General features: G+C 68.5%; 25 protein-coding genes and 3 pseudogenes. 14 read left to right on the plus strand and 14 right to left on the minus strand.

The window, feature by feature from the left end; all coding sequences use genetic code 11:
* Window positions 1-222: 222 nt before the first annotated feature.
* On the minus strand, window positions 223-930 hold the full coding sequence (locus AB0N81_RS31570) for a phosphatidylinositol-specific phospholipase C domain-containing protein (RefSeq protein WP_365364319.1): 708 nt from the start codon (window positions 928-930) through the stop codon (window positions 223-225).
* Between the two features lie 460 nt (window positions 931-1,390).
* Here AB0N81_RS31570 and AB0N81_RS31575 point away from each other — a divergent pair, with 460 nt between their 5' ends.
* The gene (locus AB0N81_RS31575; protein ID WP_365364321.1) at window positions 1,391-1,579 is read left to right on the plus strand and encodes a hypothetical protein; all 189 of its coding nucleotides are present in this window, start codon (window positions 1,391-1,393) and stop codon (window positions 1,577-1,579) included.
* An 866-nt stretch (window positions 1,580-2,445) separates the two neighbouring features.
* Here AB0N81_RS31575 and AB0N81_RS31580 read toward each other — a convergent pair.
* On the minus strand, window positions 2,446-2,823 hold the full coding sequence (locus tag AB0N81_RS31580) for a MerR family transcriptional regulator (RefSeq protein ID WP_365364323.1): 378 nt from the start codon (window positions 2,821-2,823) through the stop codon (window positions 2,446-2,448).
* A gap of 75 nt (window positions 2,824-2,898) precedes the next feature.
* Between AB0N81_RS31580 and AB0N81_RS31585 the strand changes: the two genes are divergently transcribed.
* From AB0N81_RS31585 to AB0N81_RS31605, 5 genes are all read left to right on the plus strand, one after another.
* Window positions 2,899-3,627: an SDR family oxidoreductase gene (locus tag AB0N81_RS31585; RefSeq protein ID WP_365364325.1), complete on the plus strand. Its 729-nt coding sequence runs from the start codon at window positions 2,899-2,901 to the stop codon at window positions 3,625-3,627.
* Between the two features lie 305 nt (window positions 3,628-3,932).
* A complete protein-coding gene (locus tag AB0N81_RS31590) occupies window positions 3,933-4,097 on the plus strand; it encodes a hypothetical protein (RefSeq protein WP_365364327.1) in 165 nt (54 codons plus the stop codon).
* A gap of 82 nt (window positions 4,098-4,179) precedes the next feature.
* Window positions 4,180-5,592 (plus strand): MFS transporter, encoded by a 1,413-nt coding sequence (locus tag AB0N81_RS31595; protein WP_365364329.1) that lies wholly within the window; start codon window positions 4,180-4,182, stop codon window positions 5,590-5,592.
* Window positions 5,593-5,714: 122 nt separating this feature from the next.
* On the plus strand, window positions 5,715-5,969 hold the full coding sequence (locus AB0N81_RS31600; protein WP_365364331.1) for a hypothetical protein: 255 nt from the start codon (window positions 5,715-5,717) through the stop codon (window positions 5,967-5,969).
* 5 nt (window positions 5,970-5,974) lie between these two features.
* Window positions 5,975-6,562 (plus strand): hypothetical protein, encoded by a 588-nt coding sequence (locus AB0N81_RS31605; protein ID WP_365364333.1) that lies wholly within the window; start codon window positions 5,975-5,977, stop codon window positions 6,560-6,562.
* A gap of 200 nt (window positions 6,563-6,762) precedes the next feature.
* On the opposite strand, the gene fabV is transcribed toward AB0N81_RS31605, so the two are convergent.
* Window positions 6,763-7,971 carry an enoyl-[acyl-carrier-protein] reductase FabV gene (gene fabV / locus AB0N81_RS31610; RefSeq protein WP_365364335.1) on the minus strand — a complete coding sequence of 403 codons (1,209 nt, stop codon included), beginning with the start codon at window positions 7,969-7,971 and terminating at the stop codon, window positions 6,763-6,765.
* 289 nt (window positions 7,972-8,260) lie between these two features.
* Between fabV and AB0N81_RS31615 the strand changes: the two genes are divergently transcribed.
* The gene (locus AB0N81_RS31615; protein WP_365364337.1) at window positions 8,261-8,452 is read left to right on the plus strand and encodes a hypothetical protein; all 192 of its coding nucleotides are present in this window, start codon (window positions 8,261-8,263) and stop codon (window positions 8,450-8,452) included.
* 63 nt (window positions 8,453-8,515) lie between these two features.
* On the opposite strand, the pseudogene AB0N81_RS31620 reads toward AB0N81_RS31615, so the two are convergent.
* Window positions 8,516-8,632, minus strand: a pseudogene (locus tag AB0N81_RS31620) (ATP-binding protein); the annotation flags it as partial.
* A 141-nt stretch (window positions 8,633-8,773) separates the two neighbouring features.
* Here AB0N81_RS31620 and AB0N81_RS31625 point away from each other — a divergent pair.
* Window positions 8,774-9,052, plus strand: a complete 279-nt coding sequence (locus tag AB0N81_RS31625) for a hypothetical protein (RefSeq protein WP_365364339.1) — start codon at window positions 8,774-8,776, stop codon at window positions 9,050-9,052.
* A 415-nt stretch (window positions 9,053-9,467) separates the two neighbouring features.
* Here AB0N81_RS31625 and AB0N81_RS31630 read toward each other — a convergent pair whose 3' ends face one another.
* From AB0N81_RS31630 to AB0N81_RS31645, 4 genes are all read right to left on the minus strand, one after another.
* Entirely contained in the window at window positions 9,468-10,187 is a 720-nt protein-coding gene (locus AB0N81_RS31630) for a cation transporter (protein ID WP_365364341.1), read from the minus strand.
* Window positions 10,187-10,522, minus strand: coding sequence for a metalloregulator ArsR/SmtB family transcription factor (locus tag AB0N81_RS31635; RefSeq protein WP_365364343.1), 336 nt, complete (start codon window positions 10,520-10,522; stop codon window positions 10,187-10,189). The genes AB0N81_RS31630 and AB0N81_RS31635 overlap by 1 nt, the downstream gene beginning before the upstream one ends.
* A gap of 123 nt (window positions 10,523-10,645) precedes the next feature.
* Window positions 10,646-10,795, minus strand: a complete 150-nt coding sequence (locus AB0N81_RS31640; RefSeq protein WP_365364345.1) for a hypothetical protein — start codon at window positions 10,793-10,795, stop codon at window positions 10,646-10,648.
* Window positions 10,796-10,910: 115 nt separating this feature from the next.
* On the minus strand, window positions 10,911-12,104 hold the full coding sequence (locus AB0N81_RS31645; protein ID WP_365364346.1) for a HEAT repeat domain-containing protein: 1,194 nt from the start codon (window positions 12,102-12,104) through the stop codon (window positions 10,911-10,913).
* Window positions 12,105-12,849: 745 nt separating this feature from the next.
* On the opposite strand from AB0N81_RS31645, the gene AB0N81_RS31650 reads away from it, so the two are divergent.
* Complete coding sequence (locus tag AB0N81_RS31650; RefSeq protein WP_365364348.1) at window positions 12,850-13,827, plus strand: hypothetical protein; 978 nt, start codon at window positions 12,850-12,852, stop codon at window positions 13,825-13,827.
* Between the two features lie 532 nt (window positions 13,828-14,359).
* Here AB0N81_RS31650 and AB0N81_RS31655 read toward each other — a convergent pair.
* Window positions 14,360-14,786 (minus strand): annotated as a pseudogene (locus tag AB0N81_RS31655) (transposase); the annotation flags it as partial.
* Between AB0N81_RS31655 and AB0N81_RS31660 the strand changes: the two are divergent.
* Window positions 14,766-15,041, plus strand: a complete 276-nt coding sequence (locus tag AB0N81_RS31660) for a hypothetical protein (RefSeq protein WP_365364385.1) — start codon at window positions 14,766-14,768, stop codon at window positions 15,039-15,041. The pseudogene AB0N81_RS31655 and the gene AB0N81_RS31660 sit on opposite strands and share 21 nt — an antisense overlap.
* Here AB0N81_RS31660 and AB0N81_RS31665 read toward each other — a convergent pair.
* From AB0N81_RS31665 to AB0N81_RS31675, 3 genes and pseudogenes are all read right to left on the minus strand, one after another.
* Window positions 14,934-15,188, minus strand: a pseudogene (locus AB0N81_RS31665) (transposase); the annotation flags it as partial. The gene AB0N81_RS31660 and the pseudogene AB0N81_RS31665 overlap by 108 nt on opposite strands.
* A 130-nt stretch (window positions 15,189-15,318) precedes the next feature.
* Complete coding sequence (locus AB0N81_RS31670; RefSeq protein WP_365364381.1) at window positions 15,319-16,191, minus strand: aminoglycoside phosphotransferase family protein; 873 nt, start codon at window positions 16,189-16,191, stop codon at window positions 15,319-15,321.
* Between the two features lie 353 nt (window positions 16,192-16,544).
* A complete protein-coding gene (locus AB0N81_RS31675; protein WP_365364350.1) occupies window positions 16,545-16,931 on the minus strand; it encodes a nuclear transport factor 2 family protein in 387 nt (128 codons plus the stop codon).
* A gap of 99 nt (window positions 16,932-17,030) precedes the next feature.
* On the opposite strand from AB0N81_RS31675, the gene AB0N81_RS31680 reads away from it, so the two are divergent.
* The 3 genes from AB0N81_RS31680 to AB0N81_RS31690 all read left to right on the plus strand — a co-directional run bounded on the left by AB0N81_RS31680 (window position 17,031) and on the right by AB0N81_RS31690 (window position 18,655).
* Window positions 17,031-17,609, plus strand: a complete 579-nt coding sequence (locus AB0N81_RS31680) for a TetR/AcrR family transcriptional regulator (RefSeq protein ID WP_365364352.1) — start codon at window positions 17,031-17,033, stop codon at window positions 17,607-17,609.
* 667 nt (window positions 17,610-18,276) lie between these two features.
* The gene (locus tag AB0N81_RS31685) at window positions 18,277-18,342 is read left to right on the plus strand and encodes a hypothetical protein (RefSeq protein WP_365364383.1); all 66 of its coding nucleotides are present in this window, start codon (window positions 18,277-18,279) and stop codon (window positions 18,340-18,342) included.
* Between the two features lie 97 nt (window positions 18,343-18,439).
* Window positions 18,440-18,655: a hypothetical protein gene (locus AB0N81_RS31690; protein ID WP_365364354.1), complete on the plus strand. Its 216-nt coding sequence runs from the start codon at window positions 18,440-18,442 to the stop codon at window positions 18,653-18,655.
* Between the two features lie 438 nt (window positions 18,656-19,093).
* Here the strand turns inward: AB0N81_RS31690 and AB0N81_RS31695 are convergent, their stop codons facing one another.
* Together AB0N81_RS31695 and AB0N81_RS31700 are read right to left on the minus strand one after the other, a co-directional pair.
* Window positions 19,094-19,267, minus strand: a complete 174-nt coding sequence (locus tag AB0N81_RS31695) for a CsbD family protein (RefSeq protein WP_365364356.1) — start codon at window positions 19,265-19,267, stop codon at window positions 19,094-19,096.
* A 6-nt stretch (window positions 19,268-19,273) separates the two neighbouring features.
* Complete coding sequence (locus AB0N81_RS31700) at window positions 19,274-19,420, minus strand: hypothetical protein (RefSeq protein WP_365364358.1); 147 nt, start codon at window positions 19,418-19,420, stop codon at window positions 19,274-19,276.
* A gap of 325 nt (window positions 19,421-19,745) precedes the next feature.
* Here AB0N81_RS31700 and AB0N81_RS31705 point away from each other — a divergent pair, with 325 nt between their 5' ends.
* Complete coding sequence (locus tag AB0N81_RS31705) at window positions 19,746-19,874, plus strand: LPFR motif small protein (RefSeq protein ID WP_365364360.1); 129 nt, start codon at window positions 19,746-19,748, stop codon at window positions 19,872-19,874.
* The last annotated feature ends 109 nt before the right edge of the window (window positions 19,875-19,983 follow it).

Here is a 19,983-nt window from a genome sequence, read left to right on the forward strand (position 1 = left end):
GCCGTCAGGACGCTGAGGACGCTGAGGACGCTGAGGACGCTGAGGACGAGCGTGAGCCAGGGGTTGTCCTCATGCACCGCGGCGATCCCCTGACCGCCGATGAGGGCGATGGCCGCGACGGCCACAAGCTGCCATACCAGCCTCACCAAAACTCCTCCGCCGAATCCGCAGCCGGAGCGCCGCGGCTGTGCGCAACGCTATGGATCCGCCGGCTTCGAATCGTCACCGCGCGGTGGACACTTCCGCCGTAGCTCGCACGGGGGTGCGGATGCCATATCCGCCGGCTTCCGCATTGTCGAAGCCGGCCAGGACCAGCTTGCCGCGGCCGTCCCCCAGCCTGGGAATGCCCGCCTTGCCGTCCCCCTTCACCGAATGGGCATAGAAGAGACCGGGGTACTCCTTCACGTAAGTGTCGAAGGTCGACCGGATCTGCTCCTGGGTCACGTTCTCCGGCTCGTTCTTACAGTCGGTCGGGCTGCCCTTTTCGTCCTTGTCAAGGCACTCGGCCCTCAGTCGCATGACGATCGTCTCGTGCGGGTTGGCTTTGAGGAAGTCCCGCGTCTTCTTGAGGACGTCGTCGAAGTTGGCCTTCTGGTAGTACGACGCGTGGTGAATCGTGAACTTGCCACCGATGGAGCGAACCCGGATGTCAATGGCACGGATCCCGCGGTCGAACTGCGCCCTCAGCGTCTGCCCGCTGTCGCCGTAGTTCTCCTGCGTCTCCACGTAGTTACCACCGTGGATGGACAGCGTGTCGTGAGTCCCTGGGATGGACATGTCCGACAGCATGGTGTTGCTCGCGACGCCCCACATCCACTCGTTCCGGTCCGGTGCGCCGAGGTTGTGGTAGGAGTCATCATTGGTCGACCCGGCCGCCCCAGCGGCGGTCGGGGTCAGCAGCGCCGCGCCGGGCGCGACACAGACCGTCATATGATGTGCCAGCGGGCGGGACCGTCTGCGCGATCCGGCGCGGGCGGCGCGAGGAGTAGGGCCGGGCATGGGACTCCTGTCCAAAGCGGGGCGTTACGCGGTCCAGCGTGAGATCCGCCGCTCACGTTTTGCTCACGTTTCGCTCACGCCCCGAGCACACACCCCGCACCGGCCTGACGGCCCCGCTACCCCGCTCCCCCGCGTTCAGACAGGCCAGCACGGCCAGCACCCGCCGATGTCCGCTGTCGCTCGGCGGCAGCCCCAGCTTCACGAACACCTTGCCGATGTGCTTACTGGCAGGTAGCCGACGCCGCTCGCGCCCCGCCAGGGTGGGGAGGGCTCCGACGAAGCAAGTCAGGCCAGTTCAGGAAGTTTCATCCGCGGGGGGCTCGTACGAACTGCGCCACGTCGTGCGCGGCATCCATCCGCCGATCCTCACCGACCCGGGCTCGTCTGCGCCATGCGGGCACTGGCCGCCGGCAGCGCGCTCGACGTGACGGTGACCGCGGAGGGCGCCGAGGACTGCAACTACGCGACGTTCTCCGGCGGCACGGTGCGCTTCGACGAGGTGTCAGGTCCAGCCCCCGGGGCCTCTCATCGCCGTCAGCTGTTCTTCTGCTGGCAGGGCATCCTTCCCTCCCACTGGTGATCCTCGAATCCATAGCAGGGTGGGGCGGAAACGGTCCTCGCACCCCCGGGCCCAGCTGCAACCGTGGTTCTCTGAGGACCCGTCTCGGAACCTTGATTCAGAGGGTTCCGAGACGGATTGTGACGGCGGGCCGGCACTGCCGTCCGACCCAACCGATCCCCATCCGTCATACCGACCATCCTCACCCGGCCGACCATCCTCACCCGGCCGACCATCCTCACCCGGCTTGACCGCTGGTTCTGTGCAGGGCTTGATCCGTGCCGTCGGGCCCTTCGAAGACGGCGCGGTCGTAGAGCCGGTGATGCCATTCGTTGGCGTCCAGGGCCGGCTTGGTCTTGAGGACCGGGTGGGGGCCGGGTCTCGATGAGGTGCAGGAGTGTCCAGGCGACCCCATAGCAGTCGTCGGGGCCGAAGCAGGTGACGAGAGCAGCCGCTTCCTCTCCTGTCACTGGCTTGCTGATCGCTTCGAGCTGGGTGACACGCCGATCCATCTCTTCCTCCTCGGCGTCCCAGTCGGGCAGCGGGCCATCGGCGACGAAGGTCAGGACTTCTGGTCTCATGCCCTGATGATCGGCGCTCCCACCCGACCCGATCAAGGCTTCCTGGCAGGTCAGGCGGCGTTCTCCATGAGTGCTGGCCCGGTGGGAAATGCCTTCTGCTCGTCGAACAGCCTGTGGTGCTGGATGGGTGATCGGTGGTGACGGCTGCAGGAGACGGATGCTGCCCCTCTATGTGCAGGCATCCGATACCTGAGGCGTTAAAGGTATCCATCCGGTACTCACGAGTCGTCACCACTAGGGCGTGGCCGTCCCCCTGACCAGGACAGCGAGATTGGATCGCTGATGAGACGTGTGGACCGATCGCGCCTACGGGTGCGTGTCCGTGATTGCGATGACCTCGTCCAGGTGGTTCAGGGCGGCTTGTAGGTCGTCGATCTTGGCCTGGATGCGCTCGCGCTCGGCTCGCAGCATGGCTCGTTGCTCGGCGTCGGTGTGCCCGGAGTCCCAGCACGGCAGGAGTTCGGTGATCCTTCGGCTGGTGAGGCCGGCGGCGAACATCTGCTGGAAGAAGCGCACCAGGGGGATGGCGTCCTTCCGGTACAGGCGCTGGCCGGACGGGCTGCGCTCCGCGATGAGCAGCCCTTGCTGCTCGTAGTAGCGCACGGCGCGCACGGAGACACCGGCACCTCGTGCCACCTCGCCGATGCGGATCAGCCGCTCGGCTGCGGCCGCTGTGACAGTCATGGTGATTCCTCTCACCCCTGGCCCGATGGCCGGCACTTGCCTCTGACGCTGGCGTCAGGTTTTAGCGTACCGGCCATGGACATCAACAACTCAGTTGCCCTTGTCACCGGAGCCAACCGCGGCCTGGGCCGCGCCTTCGCCCAGCGCCTGCTCGAACGGGGCGCACGCAAGGTCTACGCGACGGCTCGCCGGCCCGAGACCCTGGACCTGCCCGGGGTCGAGGTGCTGCCCCTCGACATCGCCGATCCCGCATCCGTGAGGGCCGCGGCCGAGGCCGCCCCGGACGTCTCGCTGCTGATCAACAACGCGGGGATCCAGAGGGGGACCGACCTGGTGACCGGTTCGCTGGACGCGGTGCGGCACGAGCTGGAGACCAACATGTTCGGGCACCTGGGAATGATCCGGGAGTTCGCGCCCACGCTCGCCAGGAACGGTGGGGGCGCGATCGTGAACGTCCTCTCCGCCATGTCGTGGTTCGGGGGCAAGGGTGCCAACGCCTACCACTTGACCAAGGCCGCCGCCTGGGCCATGACCAACGGCGTCCGCCTGGAACTCGCCGAGCAGGGCACGCTCGTCACAGCGGTACACCTCGGCCTGGCCGACACCGACATGGCTGCGGGCTGGCCCGTGAACAAGATCGCTCCGTCCGAACTGGCCGACGCGGCGCTCGACGGTGTTGAGGCAAGCTCCGCCGAGGTTCTCGCCGACCAGTGGAGTCGGGACGTCAAGTCCCGACTGCCGCTGACGCCGGAAGAGTTCAACGCCGCAATGGACCGCGCCCTGGCGGCGCTGACGGCGGCCTGAAGAGCCCCCCTCCCCCTCCCCCCCCGGTCCGCACGGGGCGCATGGGGCGCACGGACCTCGGTCGGGTGCTTCTCTCCATCGGTCTCTCGTACTCCTCTACTTGAGGTTGAACTCGTGGTGTCGTGCGGCTGATCGGGCGGGTCCGATGGTCAGGCCTGTCTCGGTGAGGCAGCCGTCTCGCTGGTCCCTGCTCGGCATCCTCGGATTCGAAGAACCCGGGGGGCTGACGGCGTGACCACCGCGACCCCCGTACTTGATCCGGGCGCTCCCGAAGCGAACTCGTGCCCAAGCAACAGGGAGCCCTCATGCTGCAACACGGGACCATCACCCGCTACTCGCAACGTTTGAGCAGGTCAGCGCATTCCGTCGGTTCCCCGGAGGCGTACGGGCGGGCCCGGCACGAGGCCGCGACGGCGCTGTGGGAGCGCCTGGACGAAGCCGAGGAGGTGCTCCGTGACGTCCTGCGCTGAGCCCCCCTGCCCAACCCGCCTCCAGCGACTCCCCGTGGCGGCACCGGGACTTCGCCGGTACCTTACGGGCCAGGCCGCGAGCGTGGCCGGCAGCTCGATCACCCAGATGGCGCTGCCGGTGCTGGCCGTGCTCCACCTGGACGCCACCACCGCCCAGGTCGCCTGGCTGACGTTCCTCGGCCAGTTGCCTCCCGCGCCGCTGGCCCCGCACGCCGGCGCGCTCGCCGACCGGTACTCCAAGCACCGGCAGATGATCACCGGTGATCTGGTCAGCGCCGCCGTGCTCGCCACCCGTGCCGGTGGCGGCCGCGCTGGGCACGCTGACGCTGACGCTGACGCTGACGCAGCTCATGGTCGTCGCCGTGGTGCAGGGGCGGCGAGCGTGCTGCACGACGCGGCGGCCATCAGCCTCTTGCCCAGCCTCGTCGACCGGTCCTTGATTCAGCGGAGCAACAGCCGCGTGGGCGCGCTGTTCGCGATCGCCGCGAGCGGCGGAAGCCACCTCGGCGCCGCGCTGACCGCGGTGCTCGGCCCCGCCCGGGCCCTGCTCGGCGACGTCACCTCCTATCTGATCAGCGCCGGATGCACCGCCCGCATCAAGGCCCGAGAACCCGCCCGGACCCACCCGAAAGCCCGCCGTCTGTGCGAGGAGATCGGCGAGGGCCTGCGATACGTACACGGCGATGACCGGCTTCAGACCCTGACTCTGGTCAACGCCACCACCTCCTTCGCCCTGGCGTTGCTCAACACCCTATGGGCGCTGTACCTGTTGAGGACTCTTGCGATGAGCGCGACCGCCTTCGGAGTGGTTCTTGGCCTGGGCGCCTTGGGTGCGGCCGCCGAGGCACTGACCGCCCTGGCCCTTGCCCGCCGTTACGGGCCCGGGCCGATGATGCTCACCGCGCTTGTCATCACCCCGTTGACACAAGTCCCGCTGCTGCTCGCCTCTTCCAGTCCTCGCTGGCAGATCGCGGTCGGAACGGCACTGTTCCTGCAGTTAGCCTGCGCCGCTGCCGCGGGGACTACGCAGCGCTCGATTCGTCAAATCGTCACAGCCGAAGGCATGCAGGCGCGGATGCAGGCCGTCAGCACATGGCTGACGGCCGGCGCACGCCCCGTGGCCGCGCTCCTCGCCGGCGGCCTGGGCACATGGGTCGGGGTGCGGCCCACCCTGACCGCCGGGACCTTCCTGCTGCTCGTCCCCCTCGTCGCCCTCGCCCTCGTCCGCTCCCCGCTCCCCGCTCCCCGCTGCGCACGCTGCAGCACATGCCAGACCGGCCAGCCGCCGCGCCCGGCACAAACGGCGATCCCGTGCCGTCGCCGCACGCACTGCATATGGCCCCTCCGGCCATACCCACGCCCGCCCGCACGGAAGACGACCGTCACGACCGCTCGCCCGGAGGAGATGCCACGTGAACACGGTGCCGAACGCCGCAGCAGTGACGTCTGCCGTGCCCGCGCCATCGGAGCCCCTGGAGGGCACCGTACGCAGTGACCCCTCTCTGTCCGCCGCGCCGTTCCTGCCGCCGCAGTCCGCCAGCGACGCCTCCGGGGCCGCGGCCGCCCGGGCGGTGATGGTCACCCGGCTCGAGGGGAGCGGAGAGCTGCCCCGGGCCGGTGCGCGAGGCCCTGCTCGCGCTGCCGCACCTGGTCCTGATGCCCCAGGCGTACGTGCGGCGCAGCGCCCCGGACGAGACCCCGCCGCGCTGGGATCTGCTGGACTGGGCCCGCCGGGACGAGCTGCTGGAGCGGCTGCACAGCGGGGACAGCGGGACAGCGGGACAGCGGGACAGCGGGACAGTGTCGCGGTCCAGCATGATGGCGAGCCGATCCTCGGCCGTACTGCCGGGCCACGCCACGGCGGCGTCATGACCGCGATGTCGAGCACGGTAGGCATGACCGCCGACCTGCTCCAGCTCCTGGACCTGCGGCCCGGGCAGTGCTTGCTGGACGTCGGGACCGGCGCCGGGGTGACCGCGGCGGTGGCGTGCTTCGTCTGCGGCGACGCAGGCGTCGTCACCCTCGACATCGACCCGCACGTCACCGCGGCCGCCCGCGAGCGCCTGTCCGCACTCGGCTACTGCCCGGCCGTCGTGACCGGGGCCGCCACCACAGGGTGGTCCGGCGCGGACCCGTACGACCGGCTCTTCGTCTCCTTCGCCGTCCGCCGCGTACCGACGGCCCTGGTGGAGCAGCTGGCGCCGATCGGGCGCGCCCTGGTGACGCTCGGAACATCGTCGCCGTCGTGGCCGGGCTTGGCCGTGATGGACAAGCGACCGGACGGGACCGTGGAGGCGGAGCTGCGCGCGGTCGAGTTTGGGCACCGCGCTCGTGCCGGCTCCGGGCAACTCGCAGCTGCCATCCACCACAGCGCCCCACCGCGCCCGGCCGCCGACACCCTGCCCCGGGGAAAACTGGAGCGGCACTTGGACGCAGCCCCGGCCCCATCTCAGCTCAGGAGATGAAGTTCATCCGCGCCATCGCCGAGCAGGCCGCGGGCCTGCCCGCCCTGGATGCGGTGCCCACGCACGGAGACTTCCAACTCCTTCATTAGGCAAGTCATCTGTCGGAATCAAGACTGTCGGGACGCATCAACGGCCCAGGTCACTAGGGCTGGCGCCGCGGCCTCGTACTACGACGCGATCAAGGGCGTTCGTAGCGCGGGTCAGACGGTGGGAGTGGGCCAGGGAACGTCGGTTTCGACGGCGGCAGTGTAGTCGACGCCGGGGACAGAGAAGCCGTAGAGGCGACGAACTTCGTCGCTGAACCAGGCGAGGTCGGCGAGTTCAGTGATGCTGTCGCTGGTGGCGGTGCTCCAGCGTTCGGCGACGGCGTTCTGTACGGCGGGGGCCAGTTCCCAGGTGTCGAGGCGGATCCGGCCCTCTTCATCGAGGTCGAGGGGGCGGGCGCCGGTCAGCTGGTCCCACAGCTCCACCAGTTGACCGATCGGGGTCACCATGGAGTCGCCGAGGACACCACGCAACAGCCCGACATACAGGGCGATGCCGGGGATGGCGGTGGAGGACTGGGTGACGGCAGCAGCATTGACGGAGGTCACCGCCCGGCCACCCACCGTCTTGCCGAGGCGCTCGTCCAACGTGTGTGCGGTGGCTTCCAGATGGGCCTTCGCGGCGCCGATGGTGCCCTGCCGGTAGATCGCCGCGGTGAGCGGCGAGCCGATGTAGGACAGGGCGGCGGTGGTGAAGCCGTCGGCGAGCAGGGACCGGTCGGCCAGGAACGTGATCCACCGCTCCCAGTCGGTGCCGCCCATCACCGCCACGGTCTGTTCGATGTCGTCGCCCTCGGCCGGCGCGGTGGTGACCTCCTTGACCTCCGGGGCACCGTGTTCGTCGAAGACGAGGGTCTTGGTGGTGTACGTCGAGCCGATCGGCTTGAGGACCGAGGCATACGTGTTGCCGGTCTCCGGGTCAGTGCGGCGAGGCGCGGCCACCGAGTAGATCAGATAGTCGAGTCGTCCCCCGAACCGCTCGGCGAGGAGGTCGGCGACCTGCTCCTTCACCGTGTCGCTGAACGCGTCTCCGTTGAGAAAGACCATGTCCCGCCCATGCTGTCGGGCGAGCCGGGCGGTGGCGGCGGTGCGATACCAGCCAGCCGTGCCGGTGCGGCGCGCGGGTGCCTTCTCGAAGCACACGCCGATGCCACGGATACCGACACGGGCCAGGCCCGCGATCGTGGCGGCCAAGCCATATCCGGCGGACGAACCGATGACCAGAGCTACCGGTCCTTCGCCCCCGGGGGTGAGCGGGGCAGGGACGGCCTGCCACATCTCGTCCACCAGTTGTCGGCAGCCGCCAGGATGGGAGTCGAGGAACAGGAAGCCCCGGCTCTTGGGCGCAATGACGCGTTCGCTCACGGTGTGGTGCCCCAGATGTCGTCACGGACAAGGACGCGGCGGTCGCCTCGACCACCCCGTCCCGCAAGTCTGCGGCCGAACGGATGAACACGGTGATCTTGACCGACACAACGATGTCCAGCCGGGCTTGGAGGGTTCCCACTAGCTCTGACGGGGACAGCTGGCGGCACCTCAGGCTCAGCGCGTAGGGAGGACGGATTCTGCCGACCGCAGGAACGTCTCGATAGACCCTCGCAGCCTCACACGCCTCACACGCCTCACCGAACAGGCAGGCTTCCACGTCGAAGCGGTGCTCGCCACAACACCGGTCTTCCGTGACTTCCAAGAGGCAGACCACACCCTGGGACTTGGCCGCAATATGCAGAAAGCCATCGACGACGGCCACATCGATCGAATCCGCGGACATCGCTGGTTTGCCAGCCTTTCCCGGGGGCCGTTCTACGCATCGTTCACCATCGTCAGCGTGATTGGTTCCCGATGATTCAGCTGGCCTGAGCGGGTGCCTCGGCCCGTGCTCGGGTGCCTCGGCCCGTGCTCGGATGCTGGCGAGGCGGTAGGAGTCGGTGCCGGTTTCGATGATCGTGCCGTTGAAGGTGAGCCGGTCGACGATAACTGCGCAGAGACGAGGGTCAGTGAAGGTCTTGGTCCAGCCGCCGAAGGTCGGTCTCCTTCTTCCGGCGGCTCCGGCTGCGACCCACACCGCTCATGATCCAGCGCCAGGAGTCCTCGGCTTCCTCGAGGAGCAGGACCTGCTGTCCGCTGTGTGCCCAGGCCCCGCGATCCGCCGACCAGGTGGTAAAGGTTGCCCGAGCTCTTCGCCAGGAACCGCAGGACGTGGGGTGCGTGCGGCATAGCGCTGGTCGTCGCGCGGCGCAGGGCTTCCGTCTACTTGGCCCTGCTGCGGCTCGCCCTGCGGCTCGCCCTGCGGCTCGCCCTGCGGGCGCTCTGCGCGGCGGTGCACTGGTTCTTCGGCACGACGTACTCCTCTGCCGGGCCGGGCCACGCCTCCGACTCCGGCTCGTACGACTGCCGTGAACACGACGGAACGCAGAACGAAGGAGCGGGCCCCGAAGGACCTTGACCTCCACATCCGGCGGTGTGGCTCCTGAAGCGGCCGGTGATCGGCAGTACGCCACTAGCCGGGCAGGATGCTAACCAGCGCAGTCGCAACGGCCGAAGACCCGGGCCGTCTCGCCGTCCTCCTGGTGGGCAGCGCTATCCCACGGCTCGCCCGCCATCTCGCCAAGCGCCGCTGAGGGGACACAACGCCCCAGGCGGGCACCGCCCCCAGTTCCAGCACGTCGTTTGCCCCGGCCCTGGAACACTTCGGCGGCGTGGACGCCTGATTCGGACGACAGTTCACCCCACGTGCCGGGTGCCGACCATACGCCTGCTGCCAGCTCCTGCCGGGCCTCGGCCAGTCCCCGCTCGCCTTCATCGGCAGCGGGGCCAGTATCTGCGGGCGCACGGGCGTATGGCGGTTCGGCAACGGAAGTTCACGAACAGCAGGCGCACCCGGGAGCGCAGCTGCATCCGTCGGGGTCGGCGGCAGCGGTCACCGGCCGGGAGTCAGGGGCAGCGGCGGGTGCGCAGCAGCCCTTGCCCTGCCAGGCGTCGCGGCCTTCCTTGACGGCGATGGCGGCGATGACCAGGGCGGCGATGGGGTCGGCCCAGGACCAGCCGAGGGTGGCGTTGAGGACCAGGCCGATCAGGAGGACGGCGGAAAGGTAGGTGCACAGCAGGGTCTGCTTGGAGTCCGCGACCGCACTGGCGGAGCCGAGTTCACGCCCGGCGCGGCGCTGGGCGGCAGACAGGAACGGCATGACCGCCAGAGACAGGGCGGCGATGACGATGCCGGGGACCGACCGCTCGGCCTCACCCGTGCCCGCCAGGGCCCGTGCGGCGTCGATGCTCACGTAGGCGGCCAGGACGAAGAAGGAGACTGCGATGATCCGCAGAGTGGTCTTCTCCCGGGCTTCGCGCACGGTGTGCTCGGGGGCGGAGAACTGCCAAGCCACCGCAGCCGCGGAGGACACCTCGATCACCGAGTCCAGGCCGAACCCGATCAGCGCGGTGGACGAGGCGATCGTCCCGGCGGTGATCGCGGCAATCGCCTCGATGACGTTGTAGGAAATGGTCGCGGCAACCAGCAGGCGTATCCGGTGGGCGAGTATGTCCCGACGAGCCGGAGAGGGCCCGAGTGATATCGCGGTCATCAGCAGCAGCCCTTTTCGCCGGCATCGGGGCAGGTCTTGTCGTTCTCAACCGCCACGACCACCAGGCGCAGGTCGTCCAAGGCGCGGCCCAGCCGTTCGTCGGCGAGCTCGTAGCGGGTCCGCCGACCATCGGGCACCGCAACGACCAGGCCACAGTCCCGCAGACAGGCGAGGTGGTTGGAAAGCCGGGTCCGGGAAACGCCGATGTCATCAGCGAGGTCGGCAGGGTAAGCGGGGGCCGCGCGCAGGGCGAGGAGGATCCGGCAGCGGATCGGATCGGCAAGGGCGCGGCCAAAGCGGGCCAGCACCTCGACATCAGGGGCGACAGTCAGCACACGCCAACAGTACACAGGATTGTGAATTCAGGGAAACGTGGATCGTTGATGCCTGCGGCTGTTCTCGCGAGCCTGGAGCCGAGGCCGTACGCGACGTGATCCGCACCCGGACTGAAGCCCTGATCACTGAAATTGATGGGACGTAGGACGCAGGATCTCCACGCTCCACTCCTCCAGGGTGTCCGCGTCGAGGGTGTCACTCAGCATGTCGGTGTAGTTGATACGCAGGTGAAGCCCGGTCGGGTCGCCAGGGAGCGGCAAGGGCTCGATCACTGCAGCAGCAGCCTAGCCACTGTGTCCGTGCACCGTAGAGGACCCGGGCCGACAACTTCGATGCTCAACCTCAGGCGGGGAGCATCGTGGGCGCAGGGCGCGGTGGCGGGCAAGGTTACAGCAACGCAGCGATGCCCTCCCGGTTCTCGGGCAGCCCGGCCGCGCGGAACCACAACACGTTCCCGGCGATACCGCCCGTCGCCTCATCGGTGTCCACGAAGGCCCGCAACAGGTTGCGTTGGGCGAGGGTGAGCGGGTGGGTCGGGGGGTGGCCACCAGGAAAGGCTCTGAGCAGGATCGGCCCGCGTTCGTGGTCGGTGACCGACGTGCCGCCAGCCGCCACGATGGCGACCGCCACTGGTGCCAACTCTTCGAAGGTTTCAGCCAGGGCGAGCGCGGAGTGCAGCACGGTGAACCGGAACCACCCGTCGAGCCCGGGCAGTGGCTCGGGGAACCAGCCGTCCGTCGTTCGCGGGTTCCGCAGGGCGTCGAGGAGGACGGCGAGAGCGCGTGGCCGGTCAGCACGGGCGGGACCGAGCGCGGCGCAGACCCGCACAGCTGGGTCGGAGTCGGCGAGGAGGTCGGAGGTGTCCATCCCCCACATGCCGAGCGCCCTCGCCACACTCGCTCGCTCCCGTCGTCCCGCCACGGGGCCCAGCCGTGCCCGCAGCAGCGTGGCGGCCCGCGGCACTTGGTCGGCGAGCCCCGGCGCGAAGAGGAGTGGCAGTGCGGCGCCGAGCGCGGCCTCGCGGACGTGGGGGTCAGGAGAGGAGAGGAACGGCTCGACGGCGTCGTACAGGGTGGGGCGTATCTCCCGGCACGCGTGCAGTGCGGCGAGTTCATCCGGGTCGTGCTCGCGGCGCGTCTCGTCGTGCCAGGGCTCCCACTGCCAGTCGGTTCGGTCGCGCGCCAAATCCTCCCCATAGGCGGCCGACTCGGCAACCCGCCCCAGCCAGGCCAGCAGGGCCGCCAGCAAGCTACGCGGCGGCCCGTCGTCCCACGGGAAGTGCCCCTCGTGCTTGGCGAGGGCCACCGGATGTTCGAGGATCGCGGCAACGAACAGCGCCGCGGGCGCGGTGACGGTGTACAGCGAGCCCTGGTGCAGCACGCCCATGTCCAATGCGGCCAACGCCTCGGACCGAACGTCGGGATCTTCGTCCACGAGGGAGCACAGGGAGACTGGTATGTCCTCGCCGGAGCCGTAGGCGTGCTGGAGAGACTCCCAGTCCGTCCCCGACAGCAGTTCTCGGGCCGCTGTCGGCAACCCGCTCAAGATCCGCGTCACGCGGGCACTCTTGCTATCCGTCATGTACGCACCCTGCCATCACCCACCGACAACGCCCCCCTCACAGAAGAGGGACCACCGGGGAACACCACAGCTCAGCCCGCGCGAGCGTCACCCTGCCGGCCATACATAACGCTCAGCACGACAACTCCAATGCTCATGGGACGGAACCAGCGCTCCGTCACTGTGGCTGAGCACGCTTTCTGGCCCGAATGGACAGCCTCGATGCTCAGAAGTCACGCCTCGGCCGACACGAGAACCGGCCGTCGCAGAAGCCGGGTGTTACCTGTGAGGCATCAACCCACACACTTCACCAGCCTCTGGTCTCGATACCGCCAGCCAGCCAAAGTGATCGCCTGATCGGCAAACGGCGCGACAGCTGAGGTGCCGATGTCAGCCGTATCAGACGCTCCGCCGATGTGCGGAATGAGTCGGAACTTCAAGGCCCTGTCATATCGTCACAGATCGCGCCGCTGAGCAGGGTTGGTTGGATAGTGACCAACGTCGGGGAGCAGTACAGGTGTTGACGAATTCACCCCGGGTCCTGACGGCGGTAATCATGGGGGCTCAATGCGGCGGCAGCACACAGTGGGTGCGGGGCTCGCAGGCACGAGGGTAGTCGTCGCCGCACTGCAGAGCGTGGTGACCGGTCCATCGTCGCCTCCAGGCTGGATCTCCTTCGGGGTGTTGGCCTCGGCGGCAGCTGTCGTCGCGGCATGGGGGAACTTGACACAGGCGCCCCCCTCCTGATCCGCCCGCGCTCGACCCGGTGAAGGAATGGATCGTGGACCGGGCGGAGCGACAACGAGCAGAGAACGCGGTGTGCGGTGACAGGGCAACTGTAGGTATCACCACGTCGCTGTGGGGCGCGGGAGGTTTTGGCAAGACAACGCTCGCCGAGATGGTCTGCGCCACCTCTCGGGTGCGCGAGCACTACAAGGGCGGGGTGTACAGCTTCACCCTCGGTCGGGGGTTGCGGGGGCGGACGGACATCGCTGCGCGGGTCGCCGAGATCACCGCGTTCATCCGCCCGATCCCCTCGCTGCTCCCGGCCGGGACTCAGACGATCCAGGTCGACCAGATGACCCTCGACCAGGCCCGCACGGTGCTGACGTGGGAACTGGACGGTCTGCCCCCGCTGGCCACCGGCGTGCTGCTGGGTGCTACCGGCCGCCGGCCTCTGCTGCTGCGTCTGGTCAACCGGCAGATCAAGACTCATATCGAGACTGGGCGGGATCCGGCCCGAGCCGCCGAAGAGATGCTGGACCAGCTCCGCGTCCATGGGCCGCAAGGGGCCGACCCCACGGGAGCCGCCATGGACATGGACCACCCCGGGCAGCGCCGCCGGGCGATCCGCGCCACCGTGGAGGCGGCGAGCGGCCTGCTGCCCGGGGGCGGCATGGAGCGGTTCGCCGAACTTGCGATCTTCGCCGAGGACGAGAGCGTGCCACTGCCGCTGATCGCGCGGCTGTGGCAGGTCACCGGCGGGCTGAATGAGCGTGAATCTCGGGCATTGTGCGCACTGCTGGCAGGGCCGTCGCTGCTCTCCCTCACCCGGGACAACGACGGGCGCATCAGTCTCCACGATGTCATTCGCGACTATCTCCTGAGCGCCCAAAACCCGACGCGTCTTGCTGCGCTGCACGGGCAGCTCGTGGACGCCGCAGCCGATGATCTACTCGACGCCGCACCGCCCTCCGCGCACACGCGCACTCCGTACCCTGCGACCCTGCGTGGTGGGAACTGACCGACGGCTACCTCCAAGACCATCCGATCGAGCACCTCGTCGCAGCAGGCCGCACCGACTTGGCCGAGGCTGGCGCCAGCGATCTTCGATGGGTGGAGGACCGCCTCGTCCGACACGGCGCCAACGCACCCCAACGCGACCTGAGCCACGTTCCCACCATGGACGCGGCATCCCGCACACGCGTCCTGGCACAGATCACCCACCTACTGGCCCCCACCGATCCCGCGCCTCTCGTCGTCAACACCCTCTACAGTCGGCTCGCTTTCCTTCCGTCCTGGCGTGGCCCGGTCACCGCCCGGCTTGGCACCTCCCCCGCACGACCGCTCCTGGTCAGGCTCCGGCCGCCCCCAGACTTCCCTTACCGCAGCCTGCTGGCCACGCTCACCGGCCACACCGACAAGGTGCAGTCGGTGGCGATGCCGCCGGACGGCACCTGGCTCGCCACCGACAGTTTGGACAACACGGTACGACTTTGGGATGGAGCCAGCGGACGCTGCACCGCCCCCCTCACCGGCCACACCAGCACAGTGAGTGGGCGTCCGGGGCCGGTGCTGCGGGGTTCGGGAACACGAGCCGGACGGAGGACATGTGGGCGGATGTTCCTGAACCCTCGGCGGACACGGGCCGGGGTCACCTGCAGCCGCCGGCCTCTGATCTCCGCCGGTCCTGGGGGAGGCCGACCCCGCCCGCGCAGACCACAGCCATACCGGTGTTGCTTCGCGGTCCTTGGAGAGGTGCTCGGCCTTCAGCCTGACCAGTGTGCCCTCGACCAGAGGGAGTTCGCCGTCATGGTCGAGCCAGGCCGAGCGGTACGTCAGACGTGGGTGCACCCGGTCCCATGCCTGGGCCTGGGCTTTGCCGTAGTCCGTGGTGTCCGGCGCCGTGACGACGGAAGGCTCGGGCCAGGTCTCCGGCTTGGTGAAGCGGAACTCCGTCCCATGCTTGGGCGGGCGTCCACCTGCCTGCCGCTGCCGCGGTTCCGCCTGGGACCGGCTGGCGACGCCACCGCGGTGATCGCGGCCCAGCTCCGCGCCGTGGTCGAGCGGTTGATCGCGGCCGGGCAGTGGGTGCCCGGTGATCCGGAGGTCGTCATCGTGGGGGGCGACCAGCACCGTTCGCAACCGCTCGATGCCGATGCGCCCCTTGTTCAGGCCGCCGTACATCCCGCCATGACCACGCCAGCGCTCAAGCGTGAGTGTCGGATCGACTGGTGACTTCACCGGGCCGTCCGCACACAGCACCGCATCCGCGAGTTCGAACAGTTCATCAGCCTGGGCTGCCAGACAGCCAAAGAAGTTGCCTCGGAACCGGGACACTTGCGCCAACGCTTCCCGTCCGAGTCCGGATCGGAGCAGAGTCATGTGCACGGCCTTCGCGCTGGTCAGACGCCTGATTCGACATGGCACACGCTCCCGCGAAGGCTCCTGCATGACCGGTGAACAGCCTGTACCCGCCTCAAGTACGAGCTCTGTTCGGGGGCTGTCCTTGTGCTCACCGGCTCAACGCGAGCAGTTCATCGACCGCCTGTTTCTCACCACCACCTCTGAGGTGGGCGATGGCCGCAAACGGCGCGATCACTTGGCTCCAGGCATGGAGCCGACCGCCATCGAGTCCGCATGCCGCCGCCACACGCGCGCAGCGGGTGTCGACGCCCTCCAGCCCGGCTGCGGCCAGGACGTAGTCCACCGCGTCGAAGCACGGATCACCGACACAGGCTTTCGGATCAATGGTCATGAGACCACGCTGTCCGCCGTCGAGGACGTTGCCCAGGTGCAGGTCACCGTGGAGCAGCACGGTGGTCGCTTCCGTCTCCAGCAGCCGCTCACACCGCTGGATGGCCCTGTCCCATACGGTGACGTCCATCCGTGCGCTGACCGCGGGCTCGGACAGCCGCTTGCCGACCCGGGCAAAGGCTTCCTCGCACCGCCCACGCAGCACACGCGTCGGCCACGGAGGCAACGCGACCCCGTGCAGGGCGGCGAGCAGCTCCGACCACTGGTCCGGGAGCGCAGCAGCAGGCATGTCCTCCGCCGGCGTTCCGGGGAGGATCTCCTCCAACACCATTGCCCCTGCCGTCTCGTCGGCGGCCAGCACGGAGGGCACCCGGCCCGAGGCGGCAAACCATCCCAGCATGTCGGCCTGCTCTGCCATCAGGGCCTTCTCCGGGCTGATCTTCAGCACCGCAGGCGTGCCGTCGGACCAACGGCACCGCAACGCAATCGACGAAGCACCGTCCGGGAGGGTCCCATCAAGCGAAAGCCCCCACTGGGACGCCAACCGCTCGACGAGGGTGGGCGTTTCAGCGCACCATTCGGCAACACGGGGACCGAACCGGCCTACCAACCGCGCAGTGACGCCGTCCACATCCACCAGCAGTCGTTTCACACGGGCCAGTGTGCCGCTCGCACAATCTTTGTCCACCGCTTATGCACCACCCGCTACGGACGCAAGCGGCCACAGCGAATCGGATCAGAGCAGTCACGCACCCTTCGACTACAGGTCTCCGTGACCCCTGAAAGACAAAGCACAAGCATGCACAAGCTTGGTGCCTGTTTCTAAACCAGCTACTGAGCTTGCGTTTTAACCTCAGACGGCTTGCCCACCCGTCTGCGGTATCCGCCGCCCAACCACCCGGCCCGGGCAGATGACGGGGGCCAAGAGACGGTCGCGCTGGAGCGAGAAGCCGGTTGGGGGGCAGAACCCAAAGCTGGGAGTCGTCAGACGAAGAAGGCGTTCATCCCGGGCACGTCGGAGAGGTAAGTCTCGATACTCGCGATCTTTCCGTCGCGGAGCCGGCAGACCGTGGCCAGGTATTCGTCCAGCACAGCGTCCTCCCGGTGTGCGGTGTTGTGCAGGGAGAGCGCCAGGTTCTCCCTGCTGACCAGGAGATGCAGCAGCTCGAAGTCGAGGCCGTACGAGGCGATCCGCTGAGCACGCTCCACCACCGCGTCAGCGCCGTCGGCTGTGCCGGAGATGGTGTTGTCACCGGGCAGGGTCCAGGTGGCGTCGTCGTGCAGCAGGGCCCGGATGCCGTCCCAGTCGCCCGAGACAAGGGCCTGGTGGAAGGTGCGCCCGAGGGCGAGGGAGGCTTCGTTGGTGGACATGGCATTTCCTTTCGCAGCACTAAAGCAATGACCTTCGCTTTAGTGCGACCGTAGACCCCTCCACCCTTAAAGCGCAACCCTTTGCTTTAGGGTGGAGGGGTGAACGCAGACGCATCGACGAAGCGGCCCGGCGGCCGCAGCAGCCACGTCCGTGCCGCCGTACACAGCGCCGCGGTCGCGCTGGTGGGCGAGCGCGGCGCCGACCAGGTGACCCTCCCCGCCGTGGCCAAGCGCGCGGGGGTCAACTCCAGCACCCTCTACCGGCGCTGGGGTACGCTCGCCGCGCTCCTGGCCGACGTCGCCAAGCACCGCGACGACGCCGGCGCTCCCCCGCTCGTCGGCGACCTGCGCACCGACCTGGAGAACCAGGCACTCTGGACCCTGACGGAGCTCTCCCGGCCCGGTGGCATCGCGTTCTTCCGCGCCGAGGTCGCACCCGATGTCGACGAGCGGCACGACGGACTGCGTGAATGCCTGGACAGAGTCAGAGAGCGCTTCCGCCCCGCCCTCGACGCGGCACGGGAGCGCGGCGACGCACCCCCACCCCTTGAGCGGGTTCTGGATCGGATTGTTGCACCCCTCTACTTCCGGGTGGTCTTCTCGATCCCTGGTACGGATGAGGCGTACGTCCGCGACCTTGTAGCGGAGCTGCTCGGGAAGCTCCAACCTGAGTCTTGAACGTCGCCCGACTCCTCGCTCCGGGCAGAACGGTCCACGCGGAAGGGCAGGCAGGCAGGCAGGCAGGCAGGCAGGCAGGCAGGCAGGCAGGCAGGCAGGCAGGCAGGGAAGGCTCGTTGACAAGCTGTTGTGCGTCGGCGAATTGAAGCGCCGGAGTCAAGGGGGTTGAGGCAGCCCATAAGGACGCCCTGCCCTGCAGTGTGATCGCGGCAGGGCATCCTCAAATGCAAGCACTTTGCCCTCCCGCATGGGGCCGCGGCGGGCGATCCCCCGGGCAAACGAAAGCCCCCGCCTTGAGGGCGAGAGCCGTCCCAGGGCGGGAGCGGGGAGCATGCAACCCGAACATCCAGTCGGTCTGGGCCGTCAAAGACGGAACGCCCCTGCTCATGAACGTGTGCACCTCTTGCATCAAGGCGGGCAAGGTGGACCCGTCGCGTCCACCGCGGGTTGCCGACCGCGCCCGTTGACGGCCCTGACGAGTCGGCGTCGTCGAGCAGAAGCCGGCACGCCGCGGTCGCCGCGGTCGCTGCGCTACTGCGCGTCCCACACGTGGTGCCGACCGTGATCAAGATGGACCTGGTGGATTACGCGGAGCCTTCGCGAAGATCATGGAAGCCGCCTACGCGGAACCGCGCTTGCGGGCCCTGCTTCCGTTCCGAGCTGAGAGCTGGCGCGCGGCATCCGGGCGTGTACGCATTGTCGGCCTGACACGGCACTCAACCTGCTGGAATGAGCCCTGCCTCGCTCGGGGTACGAGACAGGGCTGACACCCGCTTGCCCGTAATCCCTGTCGGGATGCATAGACCACCCGGTCGGAGCAGGCTGTGCATATGGTCCGAGCAGCGCCGATCGTCGTGCACCCGCCGTCCCCCACGGGCGGCCGACGGGTGACGGCGCGCGGGCAGATCCTCGGCCTCGCCCACTCCGATGCGGACGTCATCGAGTTCCTCCGCCGCGCCGGCCTGCCCGACGCGGAGGGACTACTCGACGACCTGGCATGGGTGACATGGCGGGGCGGACGCGCGCACCACTACGAGGCCGCGTAGGACCGGCGAGCCCCGGGCTGGAGGCGGCCACGGACGACGAAGTGCACAGGTGGGGCAGCGCTCACAAGCAGGGCGGGACGCGCCCGCCACAACCACCGGACTCACCGAGACGCCGACGTCGACTGCCTGGGCCCTGGCCCTGGTGGCTCTGGGTCCTGGCAGGACTGCTCTTCGTGGCACTCGTGAGCGTCGCAACGGTCAAGGACACCGGCACCCCGAGCCTGCGCCCACAGTCACGGTGACGGAGCCGGGCCCGCCGTAACGGAGACGGAGCCGCGTGCGAGCCGTACAGCGGAGGTTGATCGACGCCGCCACCATCAGGCATCGGTGACAGGCCCCCCTCCCGCGAAATATCCGTTGGCCTGTCGGCCTGTGGTGACGTGCGAAGGGGCGGCCCCACCAGGTGGGGCCGCCCCTTCGCACGTCGCGTTGTGCGCGTCAGTGTTTGCCGATGTCCTTGGTCTTTTCCTTGGCCTGGCGGGCGTCGCCCTTCATCTGCTGGGCGCGGCCTTCGGTGGTGAGGCGTTCGTTGCCCACGGTGCGTCCGGCGGCTTCCTTGGTGGCGCCGACGGTCTGCTCGGTCTTGGCCTTGGCCTTCTCGCTGGCGGTCATGTCCGCTCACGCTCCCTTGGCGTCGACATCATGCTGCTGACACTCCGCCTGACCGCCGAGCGAGCCGGTAAACATGATCAGGCCGTACATTTGACCCGCTCGTGCCGAGTGGGTCACGTCAATGCTCTGTCTGCCGGAAACCGTGCCTGCCATGCCTGGGCCCTCCCACCAGCAGATGACCGGGGGTATGCCGGTCGCCCCGGAAGTAGGCGGACAATGACTGGCCTATGGGGAGATGGTCGGTCGGCGGTACCGTCTGCGCGCTGGATAAGCGCCTGAGGGTGCCCGCCGGAGGCCAGGTGCACGCGGACCTGACCGGCACGGGGTTCCAGCACTCCGAATATGGCTCCAACCGAATATGGCTCCAAAGGCGCCACGTTTCCGGCGTCGGTCCACGGGCAACCGGGAGGGACCAGCTTGTGCAGGAGTTCGCAGCTCGTGGCACAAGAAGGCCCGATCCGTTTCTGGAGGTCCCGACATGCTGAAGGCCATCGCAGATGTTCTGCGCGCCATCGGCGGAGCCATTGCCACCGTCGTCACACTCCCCTTCCGCGCCATCGCGCGGCTCTTCGGAGGCGCTTCCGCCAGCGCCCATGGACACCACTGACACTCGCGCGGACCCAGAACAAGGGCGGTGGCAGCCACAATCCGGCCCAGCACTATCAATTGTATGGACAATACAGCAAAAGGGACCAGCGGCGAAGCGGAGACGCGCA

This window comes from Streptomyces sp. NPDC093510, assembly GCF_040683555.1.
GTDB lineage: Bacteria > Actinomycetota > Actinomycetes > Streptomycetales > Streptomycetaceae > Streptomyces.

Excerpts from the sequence above, each read along its gene's own strand:
- AB0N81_RS31675 (WP_365364350.1), bottom strand. The coding sequence starts at position 16,931 with ATGTCCACCAACGAAGCCTCCCTCGCCCTCGGGCGCACCTTCCACCAG.
- AB0N81_RS31630 (WP_365364341.1), bottom strand. The coding sequence starts at position 10,187 with ATGACCGCGATATCACTCGGGCCCTCTCCGGCTCGTCGGGACATACTC.
- AB0N81_RS31580 (WP_365364323.1), bottom strand. The coding sequence starts at position 2,823 with ATGACTGTCACAGCGGCCGCAGCCGAGCGGCTGATCCGCATCGGCGAG.
- AB0N81_RS31700 (WP_365364358.1), bottom strand. The coding sequence starts at position 19,420 with ATGGCAGGCACGGTTTCCGGCAGACAGAGCATTGACGTGACCCACTCG.
- AB0N81_RS31570 (WP_365364319.1), bottom strand. The coding sequence starts at position 930 with ATGACGGTCTGTGTCGCGCCCGGCGCGGCGCTGCTGACCCCGACCGCC.
- AB0N81_RS31585 (WP_365364325.1), top strand. The coding sequence starts at position 2,899 with ATGGACATCAACAACTCAGTTGCCCTTGTCACCGGAGCCAACCGCGGC.
- AB0N81_RS31695 (WP_365364356.1), bottom strand. The coding sequence starts at position 19,267 with ATGACCGCCAGCGAGAAGGCCAAGGCCAAGACCGAGCAGACCGTCGGC.
- AB0N81_RS31660 (WP_365364385.1), top strand. The coding sequence starts at position 14,766 with ATGCTTGGGCGGGCGTCCACCTGCCTGCCGCTGCCGCGGTTCCGCCTG.
- AB0N81_RS31575 (WP_365364321.1), top strand. The coding sequence starts at position 1,391 with ATGCGGGCACTGGCCGCCGGCAGCGCGCTCGACGTGACGGTGACCGCG.
- AB0N81_RS31705 (WP_365364360.1), top strand. The coding sequence starts at position 19,746 with ATGCTGAAGGCCATCGCAGATGTTCTGCGCGCCATCGGCGGAGCCATT.
- AB0N81_RS31690 (WP_365364354.1), top strand. The coding sequence starts at position 18,440 with ATGGTCCGAGCAGCGCCGATCGTCGTGCACCCGCCGTCCCCCACGGGC.
- AB0N81_RS31645 (WP_365364346.1), bottom strand. The coding sequence starts at position 12,104 with ATGACGGATAGCAAGAGTGCCCGCGTGACGCGGATCTTGAGCGGGTTG.
- AB0N81_RS31605 (WP_365364333.1), top strand. The coding sequence starts at position 5,975 with ATGTCGAGCACGGTAGGCATGACCGCCGACCTGCTCCAGCTCCTGGAC.
- AB0N81_RS31590 (WP_365364327.1), top strand. The coding sequence starts at position 3,933 with ATGCTGCAACACGGGACCATCACCCGCTACTCGCAACGTTTGAGCAGG.